This is a genomic window from Mycobacterium spongiae (assembly GCF_018278905.1).
In the GTDB taxonomy this organism is placed as follows: domain Bacteria; phylum Actinomycetota; class Actinomycetes; order Mycobacteriales; family Mycobacteriaceae; genus Mycobacterium; species Mycobacterium spongiae.
Window position 1 is genome coordinate 1811178 of record NZ_CP046600.1, and the last position, 21031, is coordinate 1832208.

The window sequence follows — 21031 nt, forward strand, 5'->3', positions numbered from 1 at the left end:
GCAGGCCAGGTCTCGAGGGGAGGGCACGTGGCAGGTCGACCAGTACAAACTTTCGAAGTCGTCCGTACCCGGCAACTGGCGCCGCACATGATCCGGGTGGTGCTCGGCGGTCGCGGGTTTGACACTTTCGTTCCCAATGACTTCAGCGACGCCTACGTCAAGTTGGTTTTCGTGCCCGAGGAAGTCGACGTGGCTGCTTTGCCCCGACCGTTGACCATGAACAGCTTTGCCGACCTGCCCAGCTCAAAGCAGCCCTCGGTGCGCACCATGACGGTTCGCCACGTCGACGTCGCCGCACGTGAGATCGCCATCGACATCGCCGTACACGGTGAACATGGGGTGGCCGGTCCGTGGGCGGCGGCGGCACAACCTGGCCAGCCGATCTACCTGATGGGGCCTTCCGGCGCGTACCGACCCGATCCGGCCGCCGACTGGCATCTGCTGGCCGGTGACGAGTCGGCGCTTCCGGCCATCGCAGCCGCACTGGAGGCATTGCCCGCGACGGCACGAGGCAAGGCTTTCATCGAAGTTGCCGGGCCCGACGACGAAATCCCGCTTGCGGCGCCGGAGTCAGTGGCCGTGAACTGGGTGTATCGCGGGGGCCGGGCCGACCTGGTTCCGGCGGATCGCGCCGGTGATCACGCCCCGCTCATCGAGGCGGTCACGACAGCACTGTGGCTACCGGGTCAGGTGCATGTGTTTATCCATGGTGAGGCGCAGGCCGTTATGCACAACTTGCGGCCCTATCTCCGCAACGAGCGCGGTGTGGACGCGAAATGGGCGAAATCGATCTCTGGCTACTGGCGGCGCGGACGCACCGAAGAGACCTTTCGGCAGTGGAAGAGGGAGTTGGCTCAGGCGGAGGCTGGGACTGACATGGCCTGAGCGCTCGCCAAGATCTCACCCTGGAAACACCTCGGCGCGTCGGCTGAATGCCCGGGCCTTGCCTGCCACGGTGGGTGAGTGCCCGTTCTGGACCCCGGTCGGAATCCCGACAACAGCGAGGGGATCCTCGCCGACTTCGACGAATTCCTGGCGCTGCAGTGTGGGCGCTCAGCGCACACCCGCCGCGCTTACCTGGGTGATCTGCGCTCGCTCTGCGCGTTTCTTGGCGACCGCGGATCGGGGCTGGAAGCACTGACGCTGCCGTTGCTGCGGTCGTGGCTGGCCGCGGCGGCGGGAGCCGGCGTCGCGCGCACGACGTTGGCTCGCCGCACCTCGGCCGTCAAGGCATTCACCGCTTGGGCGGCGCGGCGCGGCGTGCTGGCCACGGATCCCGCCGCCCGGCTGCAAGTGCCGAAAGCCCACCGCACATTGCCGGCGGTTTTGCGTCAGGACCAGGCACTGTCAGCTATGACGGCGGCGAAGTCGGGCGCCGAACAGGGCGATCCGCTGGCGCTGCGGGACCGGCTGATCGTGGAGTTGTTGTACGCCACGGGGATCCGGGTCAGCGAGCTGTGTGGCCTGGACATCGACGACATCGACACCGGGCATCGGCTGCTTCGGGTCCTCGGTAAAGGCAACAAACAGCGCACCGCCCCCTATGGTCAGCCCGCGGCCGAAGCACTCCGCGCATGGCTGGACGACGGGCGGCGAGCGCTGGCCACCACCGAGTCCGGGCCGGCGCTCCTGTTGGGTGCCCGCGGCCGGCGCCTCGACGTGCGGCAGGCACGCACCGTAGTGCACCAAACCATGGCCGCCGTGAATGACGCGCCCGATATCGGGCCGCACGGGCTGCGCCACAGCGCGGCCACCCACCTGCTGGAAGGCGGCGCCGACCTGCGCGTTGTCCAGGAGCTGCTGGGCCACGCGAGCCTGGCGACCACCCAGCTATACACCCACGTCGCGGTCGCTCGGCTGCGCGCGGTGCATGAGCAAGCCCATCCGCGGGCCTAGCACCGCGGCGAGTGTGAATCCGGGGATTCGAGTGTTACCAAGCGGCTGGACTTCCCGCGTGTCGGCCGCCATGCACGCACACCAGATGCCTGACTTAGCCGGCCAGCGGCTTGAGCCGGATCGCGGTGGACTTCAGCAGGCCTAGCGGATCGACGTAGTCGGCGCCGGATGCGGGACCCCACATCGCGCCCCAGTGCAGGCATGTCGCGGCTGGGCAGCCGCGATGTCCAGCCGCCAACTCGCCGATCGTGGTGCCGGCCACCACCAGCTGACCGACCCGGACTGTGCCGCGGACTGGCTCGTAGCTGGTGCGCAGACCCCCTGGATGAGCCAGTGAAACGACCGGTCGTCCCGCCAGCGGTCCGGCGAACACTACCGTCGCGCGGCCCGGGGCGTAGACCGGCTGACCAGGCACGCCGGCGAGGTCAACACCGCGGTGACCCGGATGCCAATCGGGTGACGGCGCGTCGAACCCCCGGACGACCGCGGGGCGCGGTCGCAGCGGCCAGAGCATCCGGACGTCGTCTGCATTCGCCGGCGCCGCGCTCACCAGCGACGAGCACAGGACCAGCACCGCCCACCGCACCTGCTTAGTTCAGCGCTGCGTCGATGGCAGCGCCAGTCACTTGGGCCGGGCCTGTGGGCGCCGGCTGGGGAGAACCACATGCCGAGTCGGTGTAAACTGCTCGTCGCGGCTCGCGCAAGCGGGCTGACTTCGCGCGCCTGCATCGCAGCCCCGTACTTCAGGGATTCGCAACAGCAATGCCGGGCGGTCCCGCGTCGGGTTTCCCTTTGGGGGATCCCCGCCACGGGTTCGGCATTGCAGCAGACGCCAGGGCCCGGCTTCAGCCGACGTCGGGCGAACAACCGACAATATTAAGGAATGGCCGACAATGGCTGTTGTAACCATGAAGCAGCTGCTTGACAGCGGCACCCACTTCGGGCATCAGACCCGTCGCTGGAATCCCAAGATGAAGCGGTTCATCTTCACCGACCGCAACGGCATCTACATCATTGACCTGCAGCAGACGCTGACCTTCATTGACAAAGCGTACGAATTCGTCAAGGAGACCGTCGCCCATGGCGGGTCGGTGCTGTTCGTTGGCACCAAGAAGCAAGCGCAGGAGTCGGTGGCCGCTGAGGCCACCCGTGTCGGCATGCCGTATGTGAACCAGCGCTGGCTGGGCGGGATGCTAACCAACTTCTCCACCGTGCACAAGCGGCTGCAGCGTCTCAAGGAGCTCGAGGCGATGGAGCAGACCGGCGGCTTCGAGGGCCGAACGAAGAAGGAGATCCTGGGCCTCACTCGGGAGAAGAATAAGCTCGAACGCAGTTTGGGCGGCATCCGCGACATGTCCAAGGTGCCGTCGGCGATTTGGGTGGTCGACACCAACAAAGAGCACATCGCCGTCGGCGAGGCCCGCAAACTGGGTATCCCGGTTATCGCAATCCTCGACACGAACTGCGACCCCGACGAGGTCGACTACCCGATCCCGGGTAATGATGACGCCATCCGCTCCGCCGCCCTGCTCACCAAGGTGATTGCGGCCGCGGTCGCCGAGGGTTTGCAGGCCCGCGCCGGGCTGGGACGCGGGGACGGCAAGCCGGAGACCGAAGCCGCCGAACCGCTGGCCGAGTGGGAGCAGGAGCTGCTGGCGTCGGCAACCGCTCCGACGGCTGCCGCAGCTGACGCCGCACCAAGCGGAACCGAATCCACCACGGATGCGTCCTAGGAAAGGCTGATATGGCGAACTACACCGCCGCCGATGTCAAGCGGCTACGCGAGCTGACTGGCGCCGGCATGCTCGACTGTAAGAACGCGCTGGCCGAAAGCGACGGCGACTTTGATAAGGCCGTCGAGGCGCTGCGGATCAAGGGTGCCAAGGATGTTGGCAAGCGAGCCGAGCGGGCGACGGCTGAGGGTCTGGTCGCGGCCAAGGATGGCGCGCTCATCGAGCTGAACTGCGAGACCGATTTCGTCGCCAAGAACGCGGAGTTTCAACAGCTGGCCGACCAGATTGTCGCGGCCGCGGTTTCGGCGAAGGCCGCGGATCTCGACGCGCTCAAAGCATCGTCTGTCGGGGGAGCAGCCGCGGCCAAGACGGTCGAGCAAGCAGTTGCGGAGCTGTCGGCCAAGATCGGCGAGAAGCTCGAACTGCGTCGGGTGGCGATTTTCGATGGAACGGTAGAAACCTATCTGCACCGGCGTTCGGCCGACCTGCCCCCAGCCGTGGGTGTCCTGGTGGAGTACGCGGCGGATGCCGACGCGGACGCCGGCAGCGCGGCGGCGCACGCGGTGGCATTGCAGATCGCCGCGCTGCGGGCACGCTATCTTTCGCGCGACGACGTGCCCGACGACGTCGTAGCCAGCGAACGTCGCATCGCCGAGGAGACCGCAAAGGCCGAGGGTAAGCCGGAGCAGGCGCTGCCCAAGATCATCGAAGGTCGGCTGAACGGCTTCTTCAAGGACGCTGTGTTGCTGGAGCAGCCGTCGGTGTCCGACAGCAAGAAAACCGTCAAATCGCTGCTCGATGAGGCCGGCGTGACTGTGACGCGGTTCGTTCGGTTCGAAGTCGGCCAGGCCTAACGGGTAGCGCGAGCGGCGGGCGCCACCATGCAACGGGTTCACGCATTCGGTGACGATGCCCTCGGTGACCTCGACGCGGTCGCGCTCGCCGAAGCCATCCGATCCGGTCTCGTGGATCGGGCCGGTGTGATCGAGGCCGCCGTAGGCCGCGCCGCGGCGGTCAACCCAGCACTCAACGGCTTGGCGTATGACGGCTTTGCGCAGGCCTTAGAAGCCGCCTCCACCGCCGCGGCCACCGCGAGCGGAGGTTTCTTCGCCGGCGTGCCGACCTTCATCAAAGACAACGTCGACGTCGCTGGGCAGCCCACCATGCGTGGTACCGATGCCTGGGCACCTCGTGGTGCCGTGCGCGACGGCGAGTTCACAAAGTTGTACCTGGCGACTGGACCGATATCGCTGGGCAAGACCCGGATGTCGGAATTCGGGTTCAACGGCTCCGCCGAACACCCCCGGCTGGGGCCGGTCCGCAACCCGTGGAATACCGACCACACCGCCGGGGCTTCGTCGTCGGGATCTGGTGCGTTCGTAGCCGCCGGGGTGGTCCCGATCGCGCATGCCAACGACGGCGGAGGATCTATCCGGATTCCGGCCTCGTGCAACGGGCTGGTCGGTCTCAAGCCGTCGCGTGGCCGGCTGCCGCTGGAGCCCGAGCAGCGACGGTTGCCAGTGAACATCGTCGCCAACGGCGTGCTGACCCGCTCGGTGCGCGACACCGCGGCCTTCTACCGGGAGGCCGAGCGCGTGTGGCGGCATCCCAAACTGCCACCAATCGGCGACGTCACCGGGCCCGGCGGGCAGCGGCTGAAGATTGCTGTGGTGACCAACTCGGTCGAGCGCGAATGCAGCCGCGAATTGCGGGAGCTGACGTTGCAGACCGCCAGTTTGCTTGAGGGGCTGGGGCACCGCATTGAATACCTTCACCAGCCACCGGTGCCGGCCAGTTTTGCGGATGACTTCGTGCTGTATTGGGGTTTCTTGGCGCTGGCACAGGTGCGTACCGGCCCGCGCACATTCGGTGGGACCTTCGATCGAGCGCGGTTGGACAAACTCACAATGGGGTTGGCGGGCCACACCAGCCGCAACCTCCATAGGCTTCCACTGGCGGTCATGCGGCTGCGTCGACTCCGGAGGCGCACCGCGCGATTCTTCTGTATGTATGACGCGTTGCTCACCCCGACGGTCGCCGACGAGACGCCCAAGATCGGCTATCTTGCTCCCAGCGACTATCAACAGGTCCTGGAGCGGCTGGCCGGTTGGGCCGCGTTCACGCCGCTGCAGAACGTCACCGGCGAACCGGCAATATCGTTGCCGCTGGCTCAGTCCGCGAACGGCTTGCCGGTGGGCATGATGCTCGCCGCCGACGTCGGGCGTGAACGGCGGCTCTTGGAACTGGCCTACGAACTGGAAGAGGCCAGGCCGTGGGCCGGGATCCGAACCTGAAACAGTCCCTGATCACGCACAATTTCACCACCCCGTCCACCTCAGGGCGCGATGATGAGGCAGTATGTGGATTGCCGTCCCGGGCGATCGCCGGGGATGGCACTGTCATGCGAGGAGACAGATGACGGAGTCCGATGTCGCCGGCCCGGTGACGCCCAAGCCGGAACCGACCACCACCAACGGAAAGTCGGCCTGTCCGGGTGCCGGCACCTCGTCGAGATATTCGCGGGTTTTGCTCAAGCTCGGGGGCGAGATGTTTGGCGGCGGCGAAGTAGGGCTCGATCCTGATGTCGTGGCGCAGGTGGCTCGTCAGATCGCCGATGTGGTCCGCAGTGGCGTGCAGATCGCGGTGGTGATCGGTGGTGGCAACTTCTTTCGCGGCGCGCAGCTACAGCAGCTCGGCATGGAGCGCACTCGCTCGGACTACATGGGCATGCTCGGCACCGTGATGAACAGCCTTGCACTGCAAGACTTTCTCGAGAAGGAAGGCATCGCCACCCGAGTTCAGACTGCGATCACGATGGGCCAGGTAGCCGAGCCGTACCTTCCACTGCGGGCCGTCCGCCATCTGGAGAAAGGGCGGGTGGTGATCTTCGGTGCCGGCATGGGATTGCCCTACTTCTCGACCGATACGACCGCGGCGCAGCGAGCGTTGGAGATCGGTGCGGATGTGGTCTTGATGGCTAAGGCGGTCGATGGCGTGTTTGCCGAGGATCCACGGGAGAACCCGCAGGCCGAACTGCTCAGCGCCGTGAGCCATCGTGAGGTCATTGACCGCGGGTTGCGAGTGGCCGACGCCACCGCATTCAGTCTGTGTATGGACAACGGCATGCCGATCTTGGTGTTCAACCTCTTGACCAATGGCAATATCGCCCGTGCGGTCGCAGGTGAGAAAATTGGGACGCTGGTCACCACCTGAGGGGGAGCAGCGCCAATGATTCGCGCTGGCGACGATGCAGAGCGTAGCGATGAGGAGGAGCAGCGCCAATGATTCGCGCTGGCGACGATGCAGAGCGTAGCGATGAGGAGGAGCAGCGCCAATGATTCGCGCTGGCGACGATGCAGAGCGTAGCGATGAGGAGGAGCAGCGCCAATGATTGATGAGACTCTCTTCGATGCCGAGGAGAAAATGGAGAAGGCTGTGTCGGTAGCCCGGGATGACCTGTCAACCATCCGGACCGGCCGCGCCAATCCCGGCATGTTCTCCCGGATTGTTATCGACTACTACGGCGCGACCACCCCGATCACGCAGCTGGCCAGCATCAACGTCCCCGAGGCACGGCTCGTCGTGATCAAGCCGTATGAGGCCAGTCAGCTCGGTGCGATCGAGACGGCGATTCGCAACTCCGATCTCGGCGTGAACCCCACCAACGATGGCACTCTGATTCGGGTTGCGGTGCCGCAACTTACCGAGGAGCGTCGTCGGGAGCTGGTCAAACAGGCCAAGCACAAGGGAGAGGACGCCAGGATCTCGGTGCGCAGTGTCCGGCGCAAGGCGATGGAGGAACTGCATCGCATCCGCAAGGACGGGGAGGCTGGCGAAGACGAGGTCGGCCGCGCAGAAAAGGAACTCGAAAAGACTACCCACCAGTACGTCGCCCAGATCGATGATCTGGTCAAACACAAGGAAGGCGAGTTGCTGGAGGTCTAACGGCCCTTCAGCAGCTTTGTCTACTCAGGTCTGTGGCAACTACCGATGCCGGTGCCGGCAACCCGCCCGACGAACCCGTACGTGCGGCCGGCACGACAAAGCAGCAGCCGGCCAAGAAGACGTCGCGGGCGGGACGTGATCTGCCCGCCGCCATTGCGGTAAGTCTGGCTATTGGCAGCGTCCTCATCGCGGTGCTGGTGTTCGTCCCACGCCTGTGGATTGCCATCGTCGCGATTGCCACTGTCGTGGCCACCCACGAGGTGGTGCGGCGATTGCGGGAGGCCGGATACCTGATCCCGGTTGTGCCGTTGCTCGTTGGTGGCCAAGCTACAGTGTGGCTGACCTGGCCATTCGGCGCTGTTGGTGCCCTGGTGGGCTTCGGCGGCATGGTCGTGATCGCTATGATCTGGCGGCTCTTCATGGCTGAGAATCGGCCGGATGGCGGGCTTGGCGAAGCCGGCGACCGCGCACCGGCCTCGGGAAACTACCTGCGCGACGCGTCCGCCACAGTGTTTCTTGCCGCGTGGGTCCCGCTGTTCTGCGCGTTCGGCGCGATGCTGGTCTACGCAAAGAACGGCTCCGGATGGGTCTTCTGCGTGATGATCGGCGTCATCGCTTCCGACGTCGGCGGCTATACCGTGGGAGTGCTGTTCGGCAAACATCCGATGGTTCCGGCGATCAGCCCGAAGAAGTCTTGGGAAGGATTCGCCGGTTCGCTGGTTTGCGGGATCACCGCAACGATCATCACGGCGACCTTCCTTATCGACAGAACACCGTGGGAAGGTGCCGCGCTGGGCCTGCTATTGGTACTCACCACCACACTCGGCGACTTGGTCGAGTCTCAGGTCAAGCGCGACCTCGGTATCAAGGACATGGGACGGCTGTTGCCTGGCCACGGTGGCCTGATGGACCGACTCGATGGCCTGCTGCCATCCGCGGTCGCGGCGTGGATCGTCCTGACGTTGCTGCCCTGAAAGGACCGATACTGGACACGTCATGGTCCAACGGTTGACGTTCACCGAGCCGGGCCCTGCCCGGCCGCCACGGCACCTCGCCGACCTCGACGAGGGCGGCCGCGCGGCCGCGGTTGCCGAGCTGGGTCTACCGGCGTTTCGCGCCAAGCAGCTTGCGCATCAGTACTACGGCCGGCTGATCGCAGACCCGCACCAGATGACCGATCTCCCGGCCGCCGTGCGGGGCGTGATCGCCGAGGCGATGTTCCCGAACCTGCTGACCACGTCCGCCGAGGTTACGTGCGATGCCGGCCAGACCCGAAAGACGTTGTGGCGAGCCATCGATGGCACAACATTTGAGTCCGTGCTGATGAGGTACCCGCGACGCAATACGCTCTGCATCTCGTCGCAGGCTGGCTGCGGTATGGCCTGTCCGTTCTGCGCGACCGGACAGCTCGGGCTGACTCGTAACTTGTCAACCGCGGAGATCCTCGAGCAGGTGCGTGTCGGGGCCGTGGCGCTGCGGGACGACTTCGGTGACCGGCTGTCGAACGTGGTCTTTATGGGCATGGGGGAGCCGTTGGCCAACTACGCGAGGGTGGTCGCGGCGGTGCGGCGGATCACCGAGCCGCCGCCAACCGGTTTCGGCATCTCGGCGCGCGCGGTGACCGTGTCGACCGTGGGTCTGGCTCCCGCGATCCGCCGGCTTGCCGACGAGCGGCTAGGGGTGACGTTGGCCTTGTCGCTGCACGCGCCGGACGACGAGCTGCGCGACACGCTAGTACCGGTGAACAATCGGTGGAAGGTAAGCGAGGCCCTGGATGCGGCCCGGTATTACGCCGATGCAACTGGCCGGCGGGTGTCCATCGAATACGCACTGATCCGCGATGTCAACGACCAACCCTGGCGAGCTGACATGCTCGCAAGGCAACTTCGCCGTGTGCTCGGGCCACTGGTGCACGTGAACCTGATCCCGCTCAACCCGACTCCGGGCAGCGACTGGGACGCCAGCCCCAAGCCGGTCGAGCGCGAATTCTTCCAGCGAATTCGAGCCAACGGGGTCTCGTGCACGGTGCGCGATACCCGCGGCCGAGAGATCAGCGCCGCGTGTGGCCAGCTAGCCGCTGAAGGCAGCTAGCCGGCAGCTCAGGCGGGGGTGATGAACCGCTAAGGGTGGTGTTTCGTCATCAGGGAAACACGAGCACACGAGGGGTCCCCATGAGTCGTCGATTGTTGTCCTTGATCAAAGGATCTGCCGCCGTATGGGTGGCGGTCGCCCTGATGTTTGGCGTGGCCAATGCGCCGCGCGCGCTGGCCGCCGATGATCGACTGCAGTTCACCGCAACCACTGTGGGCGGTGCGCCCTTCGATGGCGCCAGCTTGGAGGGCAAGCCGGCGGTGTTGTGGTTCTGGACGCCGTGGTGCCCGTTCTGCAACGCCGAGGCACCCAGCGTCAGCCAGGTGGCAGCCGCAAATCCGGCGGTCACTTTTGTTGGCGTCGCAGCCCACTCCGACGTCGCTGCCATGCAGGGCTTTGTGTCGAAGTACAACCTGAACTTCACCAACCTCAATGACGCCGACGGCTCGATCTGGGCCCGCTACAACGTGCCCTGGCAGCCGGCGTACGTTTTCTACCGCGCGGACGGCACGTCGACGTTCGCCAACAACCCCACGGCGGCCATGTCCGAGCAGGAATTGTCCGCTCGGGTAGCGGCGCTGACGTCCTAGCCCGGTGAACGATGCCCTGATCGGCCTGGCCTTCGCCGCCGGGTTGGTGGCAGCGCTGAATCCGTGTGGATTTGCGATGCTGCCCGCGTACTTGCTTCTGGTGGTGCGCGGGCAGCAGTCCGCCGAGCCGGCGGGGCTGGTATCTCCAACGAGCCAGGTCGGCCGGGCAGTGGCCGCTACCGCCGTGATGGCTTTGGGCTTCCTGACGGTGTTCGGCGTGTTCGGAGCGCTGACCATCTCGGCGGCCAGCACGGTGCAGCGGTACCTGCCCTATGTGACCGTGCTGATCGGGGTCACGCTCGTTGCCCTGGGGGTGTGGCTGCTATCGGGCCGCGAGCTGACGGGGTTGACGCCCCGACAACTCGGCGTGCGATGGGCGCCGACGGTTCGGCTGGGCTCCATGTACGGCTACGGAGTCAGCTATGCGATCGCGTCGCTGTCATGCACCATCGGGCCATTTCTGGCGGTCACCGGGGCCGGCCTTAGGGGTGGTTCCATCCTCGGGAGCGTGGCGATCTATTTGTCCTACGTCGCGGGGTTAACCCTGGTGGTCGGAGTTCTGGCCATCGGCGCCGCCACGGCAAGCTCGGCGCTGGTCGACCGGATGCGGCGGATCCTGCCGTTTGTCAACCGGATTGGTGGCGCGGTGCTCGTGCTGGTCGGCCTGTACGTGGCTCACTACGGCCGCTATGAGGTGCGGTTATTCCACGGGAGCGCCGGTGTGGCACCAAGTCCGCAGGATGGGGTGATCGCCGCGGCCGCTCGCGTGCAAGCTGTGCTGGCTGGGTGGGTGCAGCAACACGGCGCATGGCCATGGGTATTGGCGTTGGCGGTAATGGCGGTCGGCGCGCTCATCGGCCGTTGGTACCGACATGTGCGCGTTGACCGCCGGCCTAGGGTTAGGAATCGAAGGGAGCTGACGAGCCCATGACCGAACGACTCATCACCATCGAGCGAGATATTGCGGCCCGACGACCTGATGTATGGAAGGTACTGGCCGACTTCCCCAACATTTCCGACTGGAACAGCGGTGTCAAAGCCTCCCGAGCGACCAGCGGTGCGACAACGGGAGTCGGAGCCACCAGGCACTGCGATCTGGCGCCCGCTGGGAGTCTCGACGAGACCGTCACCGAGTGGGATGACGAACGCCGCCTTGTCATCACGATTGACCGAGCTACGGTTGTCCCGATCGCCCGCGGAGAGGTTACGTTCACCCTGGGGTCGTCCGCGTCGGACGGCCGGACCCGAACGGTGATGGAGTATCGCTACCAGCCGAAGGGCGGACCGTTCGGGTTGCTCCTGGGGCCGGCATTGGACAGGCGCCTCGCGAAGGGATTCGCGGGGTTCCTGGTCGATCTCGAGGCTGCGGCGCAGCAGATCGGCTGATAGCCCCCCCGGGGGGCGCTAGTCGACGAACGTGTTGCGACGCGTTGCCTGTAGCCGGTGAAGGGTCTGCTGGATGGCGTCGCGTACCTGGTCGGTGAGCTCCAAGGTCACGGCGGGGTCGGCTGCCGCGGAGTCGTCGAATTCGGTAGTCGCAATGGGCGCACCGAATTCGATGTGCCACTTTGACGGCAACGGGATGAGTCCGGCCAGACCGGCCAGCGGAAACAGCGGAGTGATCGGGAAATAGGGAAGCTTCAGCAGTCGCGCTAACGGTTTGAGCTCACCAATGATCGGATAGATTTCCTCGGAGCCCACGATCGAGCACGGGATGATCGGCGCATTGGTGCGCAGTGCAGCTGACACGAACCCGTCGCTGGTGAACGGCTGCAACTTGTAGCGGTCGGCGAATCGCTTGCCCGGGCCGTGGTATCCCTCTGGGAATACCGCTGTGAGCTCGCCGTTGGATAGCAAACGGTGGGCGTCGGTGGGGGACGCTGCCGTCTGGCCCGTCTTGCGGGCCGCCGGTCCCACCAGTGGGGTCTTGAGCACCATGTCGTCGGCGAGCACCCGCAGCGCCCGCCGAGCCGGATGCGCTTCGTGGACCGCGACCGCGGCCATCAGCGTGTCGATCGGCAGCATCCCAGCGTGATTGGCAACCACTAGCGCCCCACCGGCCGCCGGCAGGTTCTCGATGCCACTGACTTCGACCCGGAACCAGACTTTGAACAACGCTCGCAACATCGGCAGCGTGACCGCGTCGGTCAGGTGAGGGTCGAAGCCAAACTCGTCGACTGTGTATTCGCCGGTGATCCGCCTGCGAATAAACTTCGTCAGAGCAGCGACCTGCCGGCCGAGCTCGTTAGGTTCGGGGGTCGTCCCTCTCTTTGCGTGAATGGCGCTTGCCAGGTCGATAACGTTTGTGGCGTCCGCGCTGCGCACATCGGCGGCTTGTCGGGCCCGCCCCGCTGGATGCCGACGCAGAGAGTCTGCGCGGCTTTGCGCGCGCCGATGAGCCGCGGTCGAAATTGGATGCTCATTGAGGTAAACCACTGTTGCGTTGGATGCACTCGCCATGGTGCTTGCCTCCCCTTTTGGCCCTATTGGCGGATTCGGTCACCTGGGGTCGAGGCCGGATTTCTGCGGCGGCTTCCGGGGATCGTCAACTTCGCCGCGTGTGCATGGGCTGACCCACAGATCGCTGGTAGGTGATCAGTTGCGCACTCCTTCCGGGTCAGGATTTGCACTATATCGAGTCAATATCGTTCCAATAACAAGATGATAACACCTATCACGGTTTGATAACAGGAAGATCACGTATCGATAATTGTGACCGCGATCGGGTCATGTGTGAGTGAACGGATGGGCGCCTCATGCTCCATCTCCTCGCACCATTGGAGTTGACCCGCAATGGGCTGGCGACCCCGGCCGGGTTCGACAACTGCCCTAGGGTGGTGAGGGCGCCAAGCCGGGGTCAATTCAAGTGATAGCGCAACACCTTGAGACAGGGCTTGCAGTGCGCTGTGGGTTGACCGTTAAAGAACGCGTGAAGTCGCTGTTCCGGTCGGGCTGGCGGGTCGGCGAGTGCGCGCCGTTCGTCGCGCCGCCTGCTATCGGAGCCAGCCGCGCCGGCGGCCCCACAGGTCACGCACCAGCACGAACAACGCGAGAGCGGCGAACCCGATCAGGTAAATGTCCTCGACGTGGCCGACGTGATTACCACGCAGCATGGCGAGCAGGAATATGACGCCGACGAGGCCGGTGATGTGCCAGGTGCGGTGGTTGATCTTGCTCCACCCCCACGCCGCCGACGGCACCTCGGCCGTGTCGACGCCGGTGACGTGCTCCACCTCAGTACTGGCCACGGCGGTTCCTCCGGATGAGCTGGGTTTCAGACTCGGACTGTGCTCCAACATTCTGGCACACGCGCTTGCGCGCCCCGCCGGTCTGGGCACCTACATCCGCGGCCCCGCCGTGACCAAGTCGAGCGTTACTAGCTTGGAGGCATCAGCACAGTGTCGATCATGTACACCGTTGCGTTGGCGGTATGCACTCCGCCGCAGACCAGGCCCGCGTCGTTGACCTTGAGGTCGTTGCCCGCGCCGGTCACTGTCACCTGAGCACCTTGAAGGGTCGTGTGCGAGCCGTCGACCTGGCCGGGGCCCGCCTGGCCGGACACCACGTGGTACGTCAGGATGCTATTCAGCAGGTCCGTGTCAGTCTTGAGTTGGTCGATGGTGGCCGCCGGGAGCTTGTCGAATGCGGCATTCGTGGGCGCAAAAACCGTGTACTCGCCACTGTTGAGGGTGTCGACCAAGTTTACGTTCGGGTTCAGCTTGCCCGACAACGCGGAGGTCAGCGTCGCTAGCATCGGGTTGTTCGACGCCGCTGTCGCTACCGGGTCCTGGGCCATCCCGGCCACCGATCCGGGGCCGCTGGGGTTTTGCGCCGCGTAGTCGGCGCACCCAATACCGATCAGGTCCGCGGCGGGGTCGGCCATTGCCGATGTCGTCGCCGGCGCTACCGTGCTGGTTGCGGGTGCGGGGGCCGTGGTGTCCTCGGAGGCGGTTTCGCTGCTGGAACAGCCCGAGAAACCCACCATTGCGATCGCCGCGAGGCTTGCCGCTGCGGCTGTCTTGGCCTGAACGTTAATCATCGCGTTTCGATTCCTTTGCTATTGACGGCTTTGATACGACACCTGCTGCCGTCCTTCCGGCCGTACACAACAAATTCGGAGTGACGGCGGTCATGGATGGGTCCCAGAATCCGGGCGAGCCCCAAGGGCGGGAAAAAGACGGCGCGAGCGTGCCGCGATGTGGTCGCGCAAACGGCACAATGGGTGGGTGACGACCTCCGCTGGTGGCTACGTTGGCGACTCCGGTGATGGGCACGCCGAGCGCCGCCTGCGCGTGCTCGTGCTGGGCAGCACAGGCTCGATCGGCACCCAGGCGCTCGAGGTCATCGCCGACAATCCCGACCGCTTCGAGCTAGTCGGATTGGCCGCAGGCGGGACCCAGCTGGACACTTTGCTGCGGCAACGCGCCGAGACCGGGGTAACCAATATCGCCATCGCTGACGAGCGTGCGGCGCAACTGGCCGGCGACATTCCGTACCGCGGATCCAATGCCGTCACCCAGTTGGTCCAGGAAACCGAGGCTGATGTCGTCCTCAACGCCTTGGTCGGGGCGCTGGGCCTGCGGCCGACGCTGGCCGCGCTGGAGTCGGGCGCGCGCCTCGCACTAGCCAACAAGGAATCACTGGTCGCCGGAGGACCGCTGGTGCTGGCGGCCGCTCGGCCCGGTCAGATCGTCCCCGTCGACTCCGAGCACTCCGCGCTGGCTCAGTGCTTGCGCTGCGGTGCGCCGGAGGAAGTCGCCAAATTGGTCCTGACGGCGTCCGGCGGCCCGTTCCGGGGCTGGTCGGCCGCCGACCTCGAGCGGGTCACTCCAGAGCAGGCGGGCGCCCATCCAACCTGGTCGATGGGACCGATGAACACCCTGAACTCTGCTTCGCTGGTCAACAAAGGCCTAGAGGTCATCGAAACCCACCTGCTGTTCGGCATCGGTTATGACCGCATCGAGGTCGTGGTGCACCCGCAGTCGATCATCCACTCGATGGTCACCTTCATCGATGGTTCGACGATCGCTCAGGCCAGCCCACCGGACATGAAGTTGCCCATTTCGCTGGCGTTGGGCTGGCCGCATCGGGTCAGCGGTGCTGCTCCTGCCTGCGATTTCACTGCCGCACAGACCTGGGAGTTCGAGCCGCTGGATACCGATGTGTTCCCGGCCGTGGAGATGGCCCGGAGAGCCGGCGAGGCCGGTGGCTGCATGACGGCGGTCTACAACGCCGCCAATGAGGAAGCCGCCGAAGCGTTCCTCAATGGCCGGATTGGCTTCCCTGCCATTGTCGCCACGATCGCCGACGTCTTGCGCGCTGCCGACCAATGGAGCGCGGCACCCGCTACCGTGGATGATGTGCTGGATGCGCAGCGCTGGGCTCGTGAGCGGGCGCAGCGCGCGGTCGACACACCACGACCCGTCACGATTTCCGGAATGGCTCTAGAAAGGTCCTGACGCACCTGATGATGTTCGTTGTCGGCATAGTGCTATTCGCGCTCGCCATTCTGATCTCCGTTGCCCTGCACGAGTGTGGACACATGTGGGTGGCGCGTGGCACCGGTATGAAGGTGCGTCGCTATTTTGTCGGCTTTGGCCCCACGTTGTGGTCCACCCGGCGAGGCGAGACCGAATACGGAATCAAAGGCGTTCCGTTGGGCGGTTTCTGCGACATCGCTGGCATGACCCCGGTCGAAGACCTCGCGCCCGACGAGCAGGAACGCGCGATGTACAAGCAGGCCACGTGGAAGCGCGTCGCCGTGCTGTTTGCCGGTCCCGGCATGAATTTTGCGATCTGCCTGGTGCTGATCTATGCCATCGCCGTGGTCTGGGGGCTGCCCAACCTGCATCCCCCGACCGAGGCCGTGATCGGCGATACTGGTTGTGTCGCACAGGAAGTGGCCCAAGGAAAGCTGGCCGAGTGCGCTGGCCCCGGGCCGGCCGCGCTGGCCGGAATTCGCGCCGGCGATGTCATCGTCCAGGTCGGCGACACACCAGTGTCCACGTTCGACGAGATGGCGGCCGCAGTGCGCAAATCCCACGGCACCGTTCCGATCGTCATCGAGCGCGACGGCACAAAGATCCTCACCAACGTCACCATCGAGTCGACCCGACGCTGGGTCCCCGACGCCAACGGCAGTCAACTCGAGCCGGCCACTGTCGGTGCGATTGGTGTGGCTGCCTCACGAAGCGGGCCCACGCAGTACGGCGTGTTCACCGCGGTGCCGGCCACGTTTGCTTTTGCCGGCGAGCTGACGGTCGAAGTGGGCAAAGCGCTGGCTGCGATCCCGACTAAGGTCGGCGCGCTGATGAACGCTATTAGTGGCGGGCAACGTGACCCGGAAACTCCCATGAGTGTGGTTGGCGCCAGCATCATCGGTGGCGACACGGTCGACCATGGGTTGTGGGTGGCCTTCTGGTTCTTCCTGGCCCAGTTGAACCTCATCCTGGGTGCTATCAACCTGCTGCCGTTGCTGCCGTTCGATGGTGGTCATATCGGCGTCGCGGTTTTCGAGAAGATTCGCAACATGATCCGTTCCGCCCGTGGCAAGGTGGCGGCCGCGCCCGTGAACTATCTCAAGCTCATGCCCGCAACGTATGTGGTCTTGGTGTTCGTGGTCGGGTACATGCTGTTGACCGTCACCGCCGATGTGGTCAACCCAATCAGGCTGTTCCAGTGACCCAAAGCCGAGGAAAGGGCTAATAGTGACCATTGGTCTGGGCATGCCGGAGCCCCCGGCGCCCACGCTCGCCCCGCGGCGCCCCACGCGTCAGCTGATGGTGGGCGGCGTCGGGGTCGGCAGCGACCATCCGGTCTCGGTGCAATCGATGTGCACCACGAAGACCCACGAGGTGAACTCGACCCTGCAGCAGATCGCCGAATTGACCACGGCGGGATGCGACATCGTCCGGGTGGCCTGCCCGCGTCAGGAGGACGCCGACGCCCTGGCCGAGATCGCCCGGCACAGCCGGATCCCGGTAATCGCCGACATCCACTTCCAACCCAGGTACATTTTCGCGGCCATCGAAGCAGGGTGCGCTGCGGTGCGCGTGAATCCGGGCAATATCAAGGAATTCGACGGTCGGGTCGGCGAGGTGGCCAAGGAGGCCGGGGCGGCGGGGATCCCGATCCGGATTGGTGTCAACGCCGGCTCGCTGGACAAGCGGTTCATGCAGAAGTACGGCAAGGCCACGCCGGAAGCGCTGGTCGAGTCCGCACTTTGGGAGGCCTCGCTCTTCGAGGAGCACGGCTTCGGCGATATCAAGATCAGCGTTAAGCACAACGACCCGGTGGTGATGGTCGCGGCGTACGAGCTGCTGGCCGCGCAGTGCGACTACCCGCTACACCTCGGCGTCACCGAGGCCGGTCCGGCGTTCCAGGGAACCATTAAGTCCGCGGTCGCCTTCGGCGCGCTGTTGTCGCGGGGTATCGGGGACACCATCCGGGTGTCCCTGTCGGCCCCGCCGGTCGAAGAAGTCAAGGTCGGCAATCAGATTCTCGAATCGTTGAACCTGCGGCCGCGTTCGCTGGAAATCGTGTCCTGTCCGTCGTGCGGTCGCGCTCAGGTTGACGTCTACACCCTGGCCAACGAGGTGACCGCGGGCCTCGACGGTCTCGATGTGCCGTTGCGGGTGGCGGTAATGGGGTGTGTCGTCAATGGTCCGGGTGAAGCGCGCGAGGCTGATCTCGGGGTTGCCTCGGGCAATGGCAAGGGCCAGATCTTTGTCCGGGGCGAGGTGATCAAGACCGTGCCCGAAGCGAAGATCGTAGAAACGCTCATCGAGGAGGCGATGCGGTTGGCCTCCGAAATGGAAGACCCGGCCGATACCGATATGAACATCGGTCACGATCCGGGGACGACGGGCAGCGGTTCGCCTATTGTGACCGTAAGCTAATAACCGTCGGGGTTGTGCCACCAGCCCGCGGTTCTTAGCGCAGAAGTTCCCACCACGGAGAGTTCAACAGATGTCGGCTCCGCCCATCTTGCGCCTCGCCGATGAGCGGCGGGTCTCGGTGGTGCGCGACGCGGCTGCTGTGTGGCGGGTGCTCAGCGATAATCCGATCGAGTCCTGCATGGTGGCCGCCCGAGTCGCGGACCATGGTGTGGACCCCAACGCGATCGGCGGGGAACTGTGGACCCGACGGGGTGTGGACGAGTCGTTGTGCTTCGCCGGAGCCAACCTCATTCCGCTGCGCGGCGATGTGATCGACCTCAATACGTTCGCCGATGAGGCGATGAGGGCCTCGCGGCGGTGTTCGTCGCTGGTTGGTCGCGCCGGCCTTGTGTTGCCGATGTGGGAGCGGCTCGAGTCGGCGTGGGGCCCGGCGCGTGATGTTCGCGACGATCAACCGTTGATGGCGCTGAACAGCCACCCGAGCTGTGAGATCGACCCCGGCGTTCGCCAGGTCCGGCCCGAGGAGTTGGACGCCTATTTGGAGGCCGCCGTCGACATGTTCATCGGCGAAGTAGGCGTCGACCCGCGGCTCGGTGACGGCGGTCGCGGTTATCGGCGTCGGGTGGCCAGTCTCATCGCGGCGGGGCGTGCCTGGGCCCGCTTTGAGAACGGTGAGGTCATCTTCAAGGCCGAGGTGGGATCGCAGTCGCCGTCGGTCGCGCAGATCCAGGGAGTCTGGGTGCATCCGGAGTGCCGCGGCAGGGGCCTCGGCACTGCCGGAACCGCAACGCTGGCCGCCGTGATTGTCGGTAGTGGGCGCGTCGCCAGCCTGTACGTCAACGATTTCAATTCGGTGGCTCGAGCCGCGTACGCGCGCGTTGGTTTCACCGAAGTGGGCACGTTCGCCACTGTCCTGCTCGACTGAGCAGCGATCCGCGGACGCTTACCCGGCGGGTCTCGGTGTGTCTACGCCGAGCCCGAACTCACAGTTCTTAACATCAATAACGATGGTAACGAGAACAACACTAGTATCAGCGGCCGGATGTTTGCTGGTCGTAGCGCTCACTGCCCTGCCCGGGTGCACTCCCAAGCCCGAAGGGCCCGGACCCGCCGCAGAGAAGTTCTTTGCTGCGCTGGCTATTGGCGACACCGCGGCTGCGGCTCAATTCAGCGACGATCCCAACGAAGCCCGTGAGGCGCTCAATGCCGCCTGGGCGGGATTGCAGGCCACCGGCGTGGATGTACAAGTTCTCAGCTGGAGGTTCGCCGAGGACACCGGCACCGTTGCCTACCGCATCAGCTGGCACCTGCCGAAGAACCGGACGTGGAACTACGACGGGCAGCTGAAGATGGCTCGCAACGAGGGGCGCTGGCAGGTCCGCTGGGCTACTACCGGCCTGCACCCCAAGCTCGGCGAGCACCAGACGTTCGCGCTGCGGGCCGACCCGCCCCGGCGCGCCTCGGTGAACGAACTGGGCGGAACCGATGTGCTGGCGCCTGGCTACCTGTATCACTACTCCCTCGACGCTGCCCAGGCGGGACGCGACTTGATCGGGACCGTACACGCGGTGGTGGAGGCCCTGCACCCCTTCGACGACACGCTCAACGATCCGCAGCTGCTTGCCGAACAAGCCAGTTCGACGACCGAACCACTGGATCTGCTCACTCTGCATGCTGACGACAGCAACCGTGTTGCGCAAGCGATCGGAAAGCTGCCCGGCGTGGTGATCACACCACAAGCCGCGCTGCTGCCAACGGATGTGCATTTTGCGCCGGCAGCGATGGCTGAAGTCCGAAAGGCTGTGCTCGACGAGCTCGACGGTGAGGCGGGGTGGCGGGTGGTCAGCGTCAACCAGAACGGCGTCGACGTCAGCGTGCTGCACGAGGTCGCTCCGTCTCCTGCGCCGTCGGTTTCGATCACCCTGGACCGGGCCGTGCAGAACGCCGCTCAACACGCCGTCGACACCCGGGGCGGGAAGGCCATGATCGTGGTGATCAAGCCGTCGACCGGGGAGATTCTGGCAATCGCGCAGAACGCCGGCGCCGACGCCGAAGGTTCCATCGCCACCACCGGCCTGTATCCACCTGGGTCGACCTTCAAGGTGATCACGGCCGGCGCGGCTGTCGAGCGCGATATGGCTACCCCCAACACGATGCTGGGCTGCCCCGGCGAAATCGACATCGGGCATCGGACCATTCCCAACTACGGGGGCTTTGATCTGGGCGTGGTGCCGATGTCACGCGCGTTTGCCAGTTCCTGCAACACCACGTTCGCCGAGCTGAGCAGCCGGATGCCACCACGCGGCCTGACCCAAGCCGCACGTCGCTACGGGATAGGGCTGGACTACCAGGTGGAAGGGATCACCACGGTAACTGGGTCGGTGCCACCGACGGTCGACCTAGCCGAACGCACCGAGGATGGCTTCGGACAGGGCAAGGTGCTGGCCAGCCCGTTCGGCATGGCCCTGGTGGCCGCCACGGTCGCTGCCGGCAAGACCCCGGTACCGCAGCTGATCGCCGGTCGGCCGACCACGGTGGACGGTGATGCCGCACCGATTAGCCCGAAGATGATCGACGCGCTGCGGCCGATGATGCGGCTGGTAGTGACCAATGGCACCGCCAAAGAGATCGCCGACTGCGGGGAGATCTTCGGCAAGACCGGTGAAGCCGAATTCCGGGGCGGATCGCATTCCTGGTTCGCCGGGTACCGCGGGGATCTGGCGTTCGCGTCGCTGATTGTCGGAGGTGGCAGCTCGGAGTACGCGGTGCGGATGACCAAGGTGATGTTCGAATCGCTGCCGCCCGGCTATCTGATGTAGGTCGCTCACGGTCCGCGGATACCCATGGGGCGGTAAATTGCGAGGGTAGGCGGCACCGG

Annotated in this window: 20 protein-coding genes and 1 pseudogene; 17 read left to right on the top strand and 4 right to left on the bottom strand. The window is 65.4% G+C overall.

The window, feature by feature from the left end:
* Window positions 1-27 precede the first annotated feature (27 nt).
* Window positions 28-885: a siderophore-interacting protein gene (locus F6B93_RS07345; RefSeq protein ID WP_211698500.1), complete on the top strand. Its 858-nt coding sequence runs from the start codon at window positions 28-30 to the stop codon at window positions 883-885.
* Window positions 886-972: 87 nt separating this feature from the next.
* Window positions 973-1896, top strand: a complete 924-nt coding sequence (locus tag F6B93_RS07350; RefSeq protein ID WP_211699333.1) for a tyrosine recombinase XerC — start codon at window positions 973-975, stop codon at window positions 1894-1896.
* A 100-nt stretch (window positions 1897-1996) separates the two neighbouring features.
* On the opposite strand, the pseudogene F6B93_RS07355 reads toward F6B93_RS07350, so the two are convergent.
* Window positions 1997-2482, bottom strand: a pseudogene (locus tag F6B93_RS07355) (M23 family metallopeptidase); the annotation flags it as partial.
* Window positions 2483-2789: 307 nt separating this feature from the next.
* Here F6B93_RS07355 and rpsB point away from each other — a divergent pair.
* The 10 genes from rpsB to F6B93_RS07405 all read left to right on the top strand — a co-directional run bounded on the left by rpsB (window position 2790) and on the right by F6B93_RS07405 (window position 11641).
* On the top strand, window positions 2790-3629 hold the full coding sequence (gene rpsB / locus F6B93_RS07360; protein ID WP_211698501.1) for a 30S ribosomal protein S2: 840 nt from the start codon (window positions 2790-2792) through the stop codon (window positions 3627-3629).
* Between the two features lie 11 nt (window positions 3630-3640).
* Entirely contained in the window at window positions 3641-4483 is an 843-nt protein-coding gene (gene tsf, locus F6B93_RS07365) for a translation elongation factor Ts (protein ID WP_211698502.1), read from the top strand.
* A 27-nt stretch (window positions 4484-4510) separates the two neighbouring features.
* On the top strand, window positions 4511-5923 hold the full coding sequence (locus F6B93_RS07370) for an amidase (protein ID WP_211698503.1): 1413 nt from the start codon (window positions 4511-4513) through the stop codon (window positions 5921-5923).
* A 121-nt stretch (window positions 5924-6044) separates the two neighbouring features.
* A complete protein-coding gene (pyrH, locus tag F6B93_RS07375; protein ID WP_211698504.1) occupies window positions 6045-6842 on the top strand; it encodes a UMP kinase in 798 nt (265 codons plus the stop codon).
* A 174-nt stretch (window positions 6843-7016) separates the two neighbouring features.
* Window positions 7017-7574, top strand: coding sequence for a ribosome recycling factor (frr, locus tag F6B93_RS07380; RefSeq protein ID WP_211698505.1), 558 nt, complete (start codon window positions 7017-7019; stop codon window positions 7572-7574).
* 32 nt (window positions 7575-7606) lie between these two features.
* Window positions 7607-8548 carry a phosphatidate cytidylyltransferase gene (locus F6B93_RS07385; protein ID WP_211698506.1) on the top strand — a complete coding sequence of 314 codons (942 nt, stop codon included), beginning with the start codon at window positions 7607-7609 and terminating at the stop codon, window positions 8546-8548.
* Between the two features lie 22 nt (window positions 8549-8570).
* The gene (gene rlmN / locus F6B93_RS07390) at window positions 8571-9665 is read left to right on the top strand and encodes a dual-specificity RNA methyltransferase RlmN (protein ID WP_211698507.1); all 1095 of its coding nucleotides are present in this window, start codon (window positions 8571-8573) and stop codon (window positions 9663-9665) included.
* An 80-nt stretch (window positions 9666-9745) separates the two neighbouring features.
* Window positions 9746-10255 (top strand): disulfide bond-forming protein DsbE, encoded by a 510-nt coding sequence (dsbE, locus tag F6B93_RS07395; RefSeq protein ID WP_211698508.1) that lies wholly within the window; start codon window positions 9746-9748, stop codon window positions 10253-10255.
* 4 nt (window positions 10256-10259) lie between these two features.
* Complete coding sequence (locus F6B93_RS07400; RefSeq protein WP_211698509.1) at window positions 10260-11186, top strand: cytochrome c biogenesis CcdA family protein; 927 nt, start codon at window positions 10260-10262, stop codon at window positions 11184-11186.
* Window positions 11183-11641, top strand: a complete 459-nt coding sequence (locus F6B93_RS07405; protein ID WP_211698510.1) for an SRPBCC family protein — start codon at window positions 11183-11185, stop codon at window positions 11639-11641. Before F6B93_RS07400 ends, F6B93_RS07405 begins: the two co-directional genes overlap by 4 nt.
* A gap of 18 nt (window positions 11642-11659) precedes the next feature.
* On the opposite strand, the gene F6B93_RS07410 is transcribed toward F6B93_RS07405, so the two are convergent.
* From F6B93_RS07410 to F6B93_RS07420, 3 genes are all read right to left on the bottom strand, one after another.
* Window positions 11660-12715, bottom strand: coding sequence for a lysophospholipid acyltransferase family protein (locus F6B93_RS07410; RefSeq protein WP_211698511.1), 1056 nt, complete (start codon window positions 12713-12715; stop codon window positions 11660-11662).
* 533 nt (window positions 12716-13248) lie between these two features.
* Entirely contained in the window at window positions 13249-13503 is a 255-nt protein-coding gene (locus F6B93_RS07415; protein WP_211698512.1) for a DUF2631 domain-containing protein, read from the bottom strand.
* Between the two features lie 128 nt (window positions 13504-13631).
* Window positions 13632-14294, bottom strand: a complete 663-nt coding sequence (locus F6B93_RS07420; protein ID WP_211698513.1) for a fasciclin domain-containing protein — start codon at window positions 14292-14294, stop codon at window positions 13632-13634.
* A gap of 157 nt (window positions 14295-14451) precedes the next feature.
* On the opposite strand from F6B93_RS07420, the gene dxr reads away from it, so the two are divergent.
* The 5 genes from dxr to F6B93_RS07445 all read left to right on the top strand — a co-directional run bounded on the left by dxr (window position 14452) and on the right by F6B93_RS07445 (window position 20972).
* Complete coding sequence (dxr, locus tag F6B93_RS07425; RefSeq protein ID WP_211698514.1) at window positions 14452-15714, top strand: 1-deoxy-D-xylulose-5-phosphate reductoisomerase; 1263 nt, start codon at window positions 14452-14454, stop codon at window positions 15712-15714.
* Window positions 15715-15722: 8 nt separating this feature from the next.
* Complete coding sequence (locus tag F6B93_RS07430; protein ID WP_211698515.1) at window positions 15723-16937, top strand: M50 family metallopeptidase; 1215 nt, start codon at window positions 15723-15725, stop codon at window positions 16935-16937.
* A gap of 25 nt (window positions 16938-16962) precedes the next feature.
* Window positions 16963-18153 (top strand): flavodoxin-dependent (E)-4-hydroxy-3-methylbut-2-enyl-diphosphate synthase, encoded by a 1191-nt coding sequence (ispG, locus tag F6B93_RS07435; RefSeq protein ID WP_211698516.1) that lies wholly within the window; start codon window positions 16963-16965, stop codon window positions 18151-18153.
* Between the two features lie 70 nt (window positions 18154-18223).
* A complete protein-coding gene (locus tag F6B93_RS07440) occupies window positions 18224-19078 on the top strand; it encodes a GNAT family N-acetyltransferase (RefSeq protein WP_211698517.1) in 855 nt (284 codons plus the stop codon).
* An 82-nt stretch (window positions 19079-19160) separates the two neighbouring features.
* Window positions 19161-20972: a penicillin-binding transpeptidase domain-containing protein gene (locus tag F6B93_RS07445; RefSeq protein ID WP_211698518.1), complete on the top strand. Its 1812-nt coding sequence runs from the start codon at window positions 19161-19163 to the stop codon at window positions 20970-20972.
* Window positions 20973-21031: the final 59 nt, after the last annotated feature.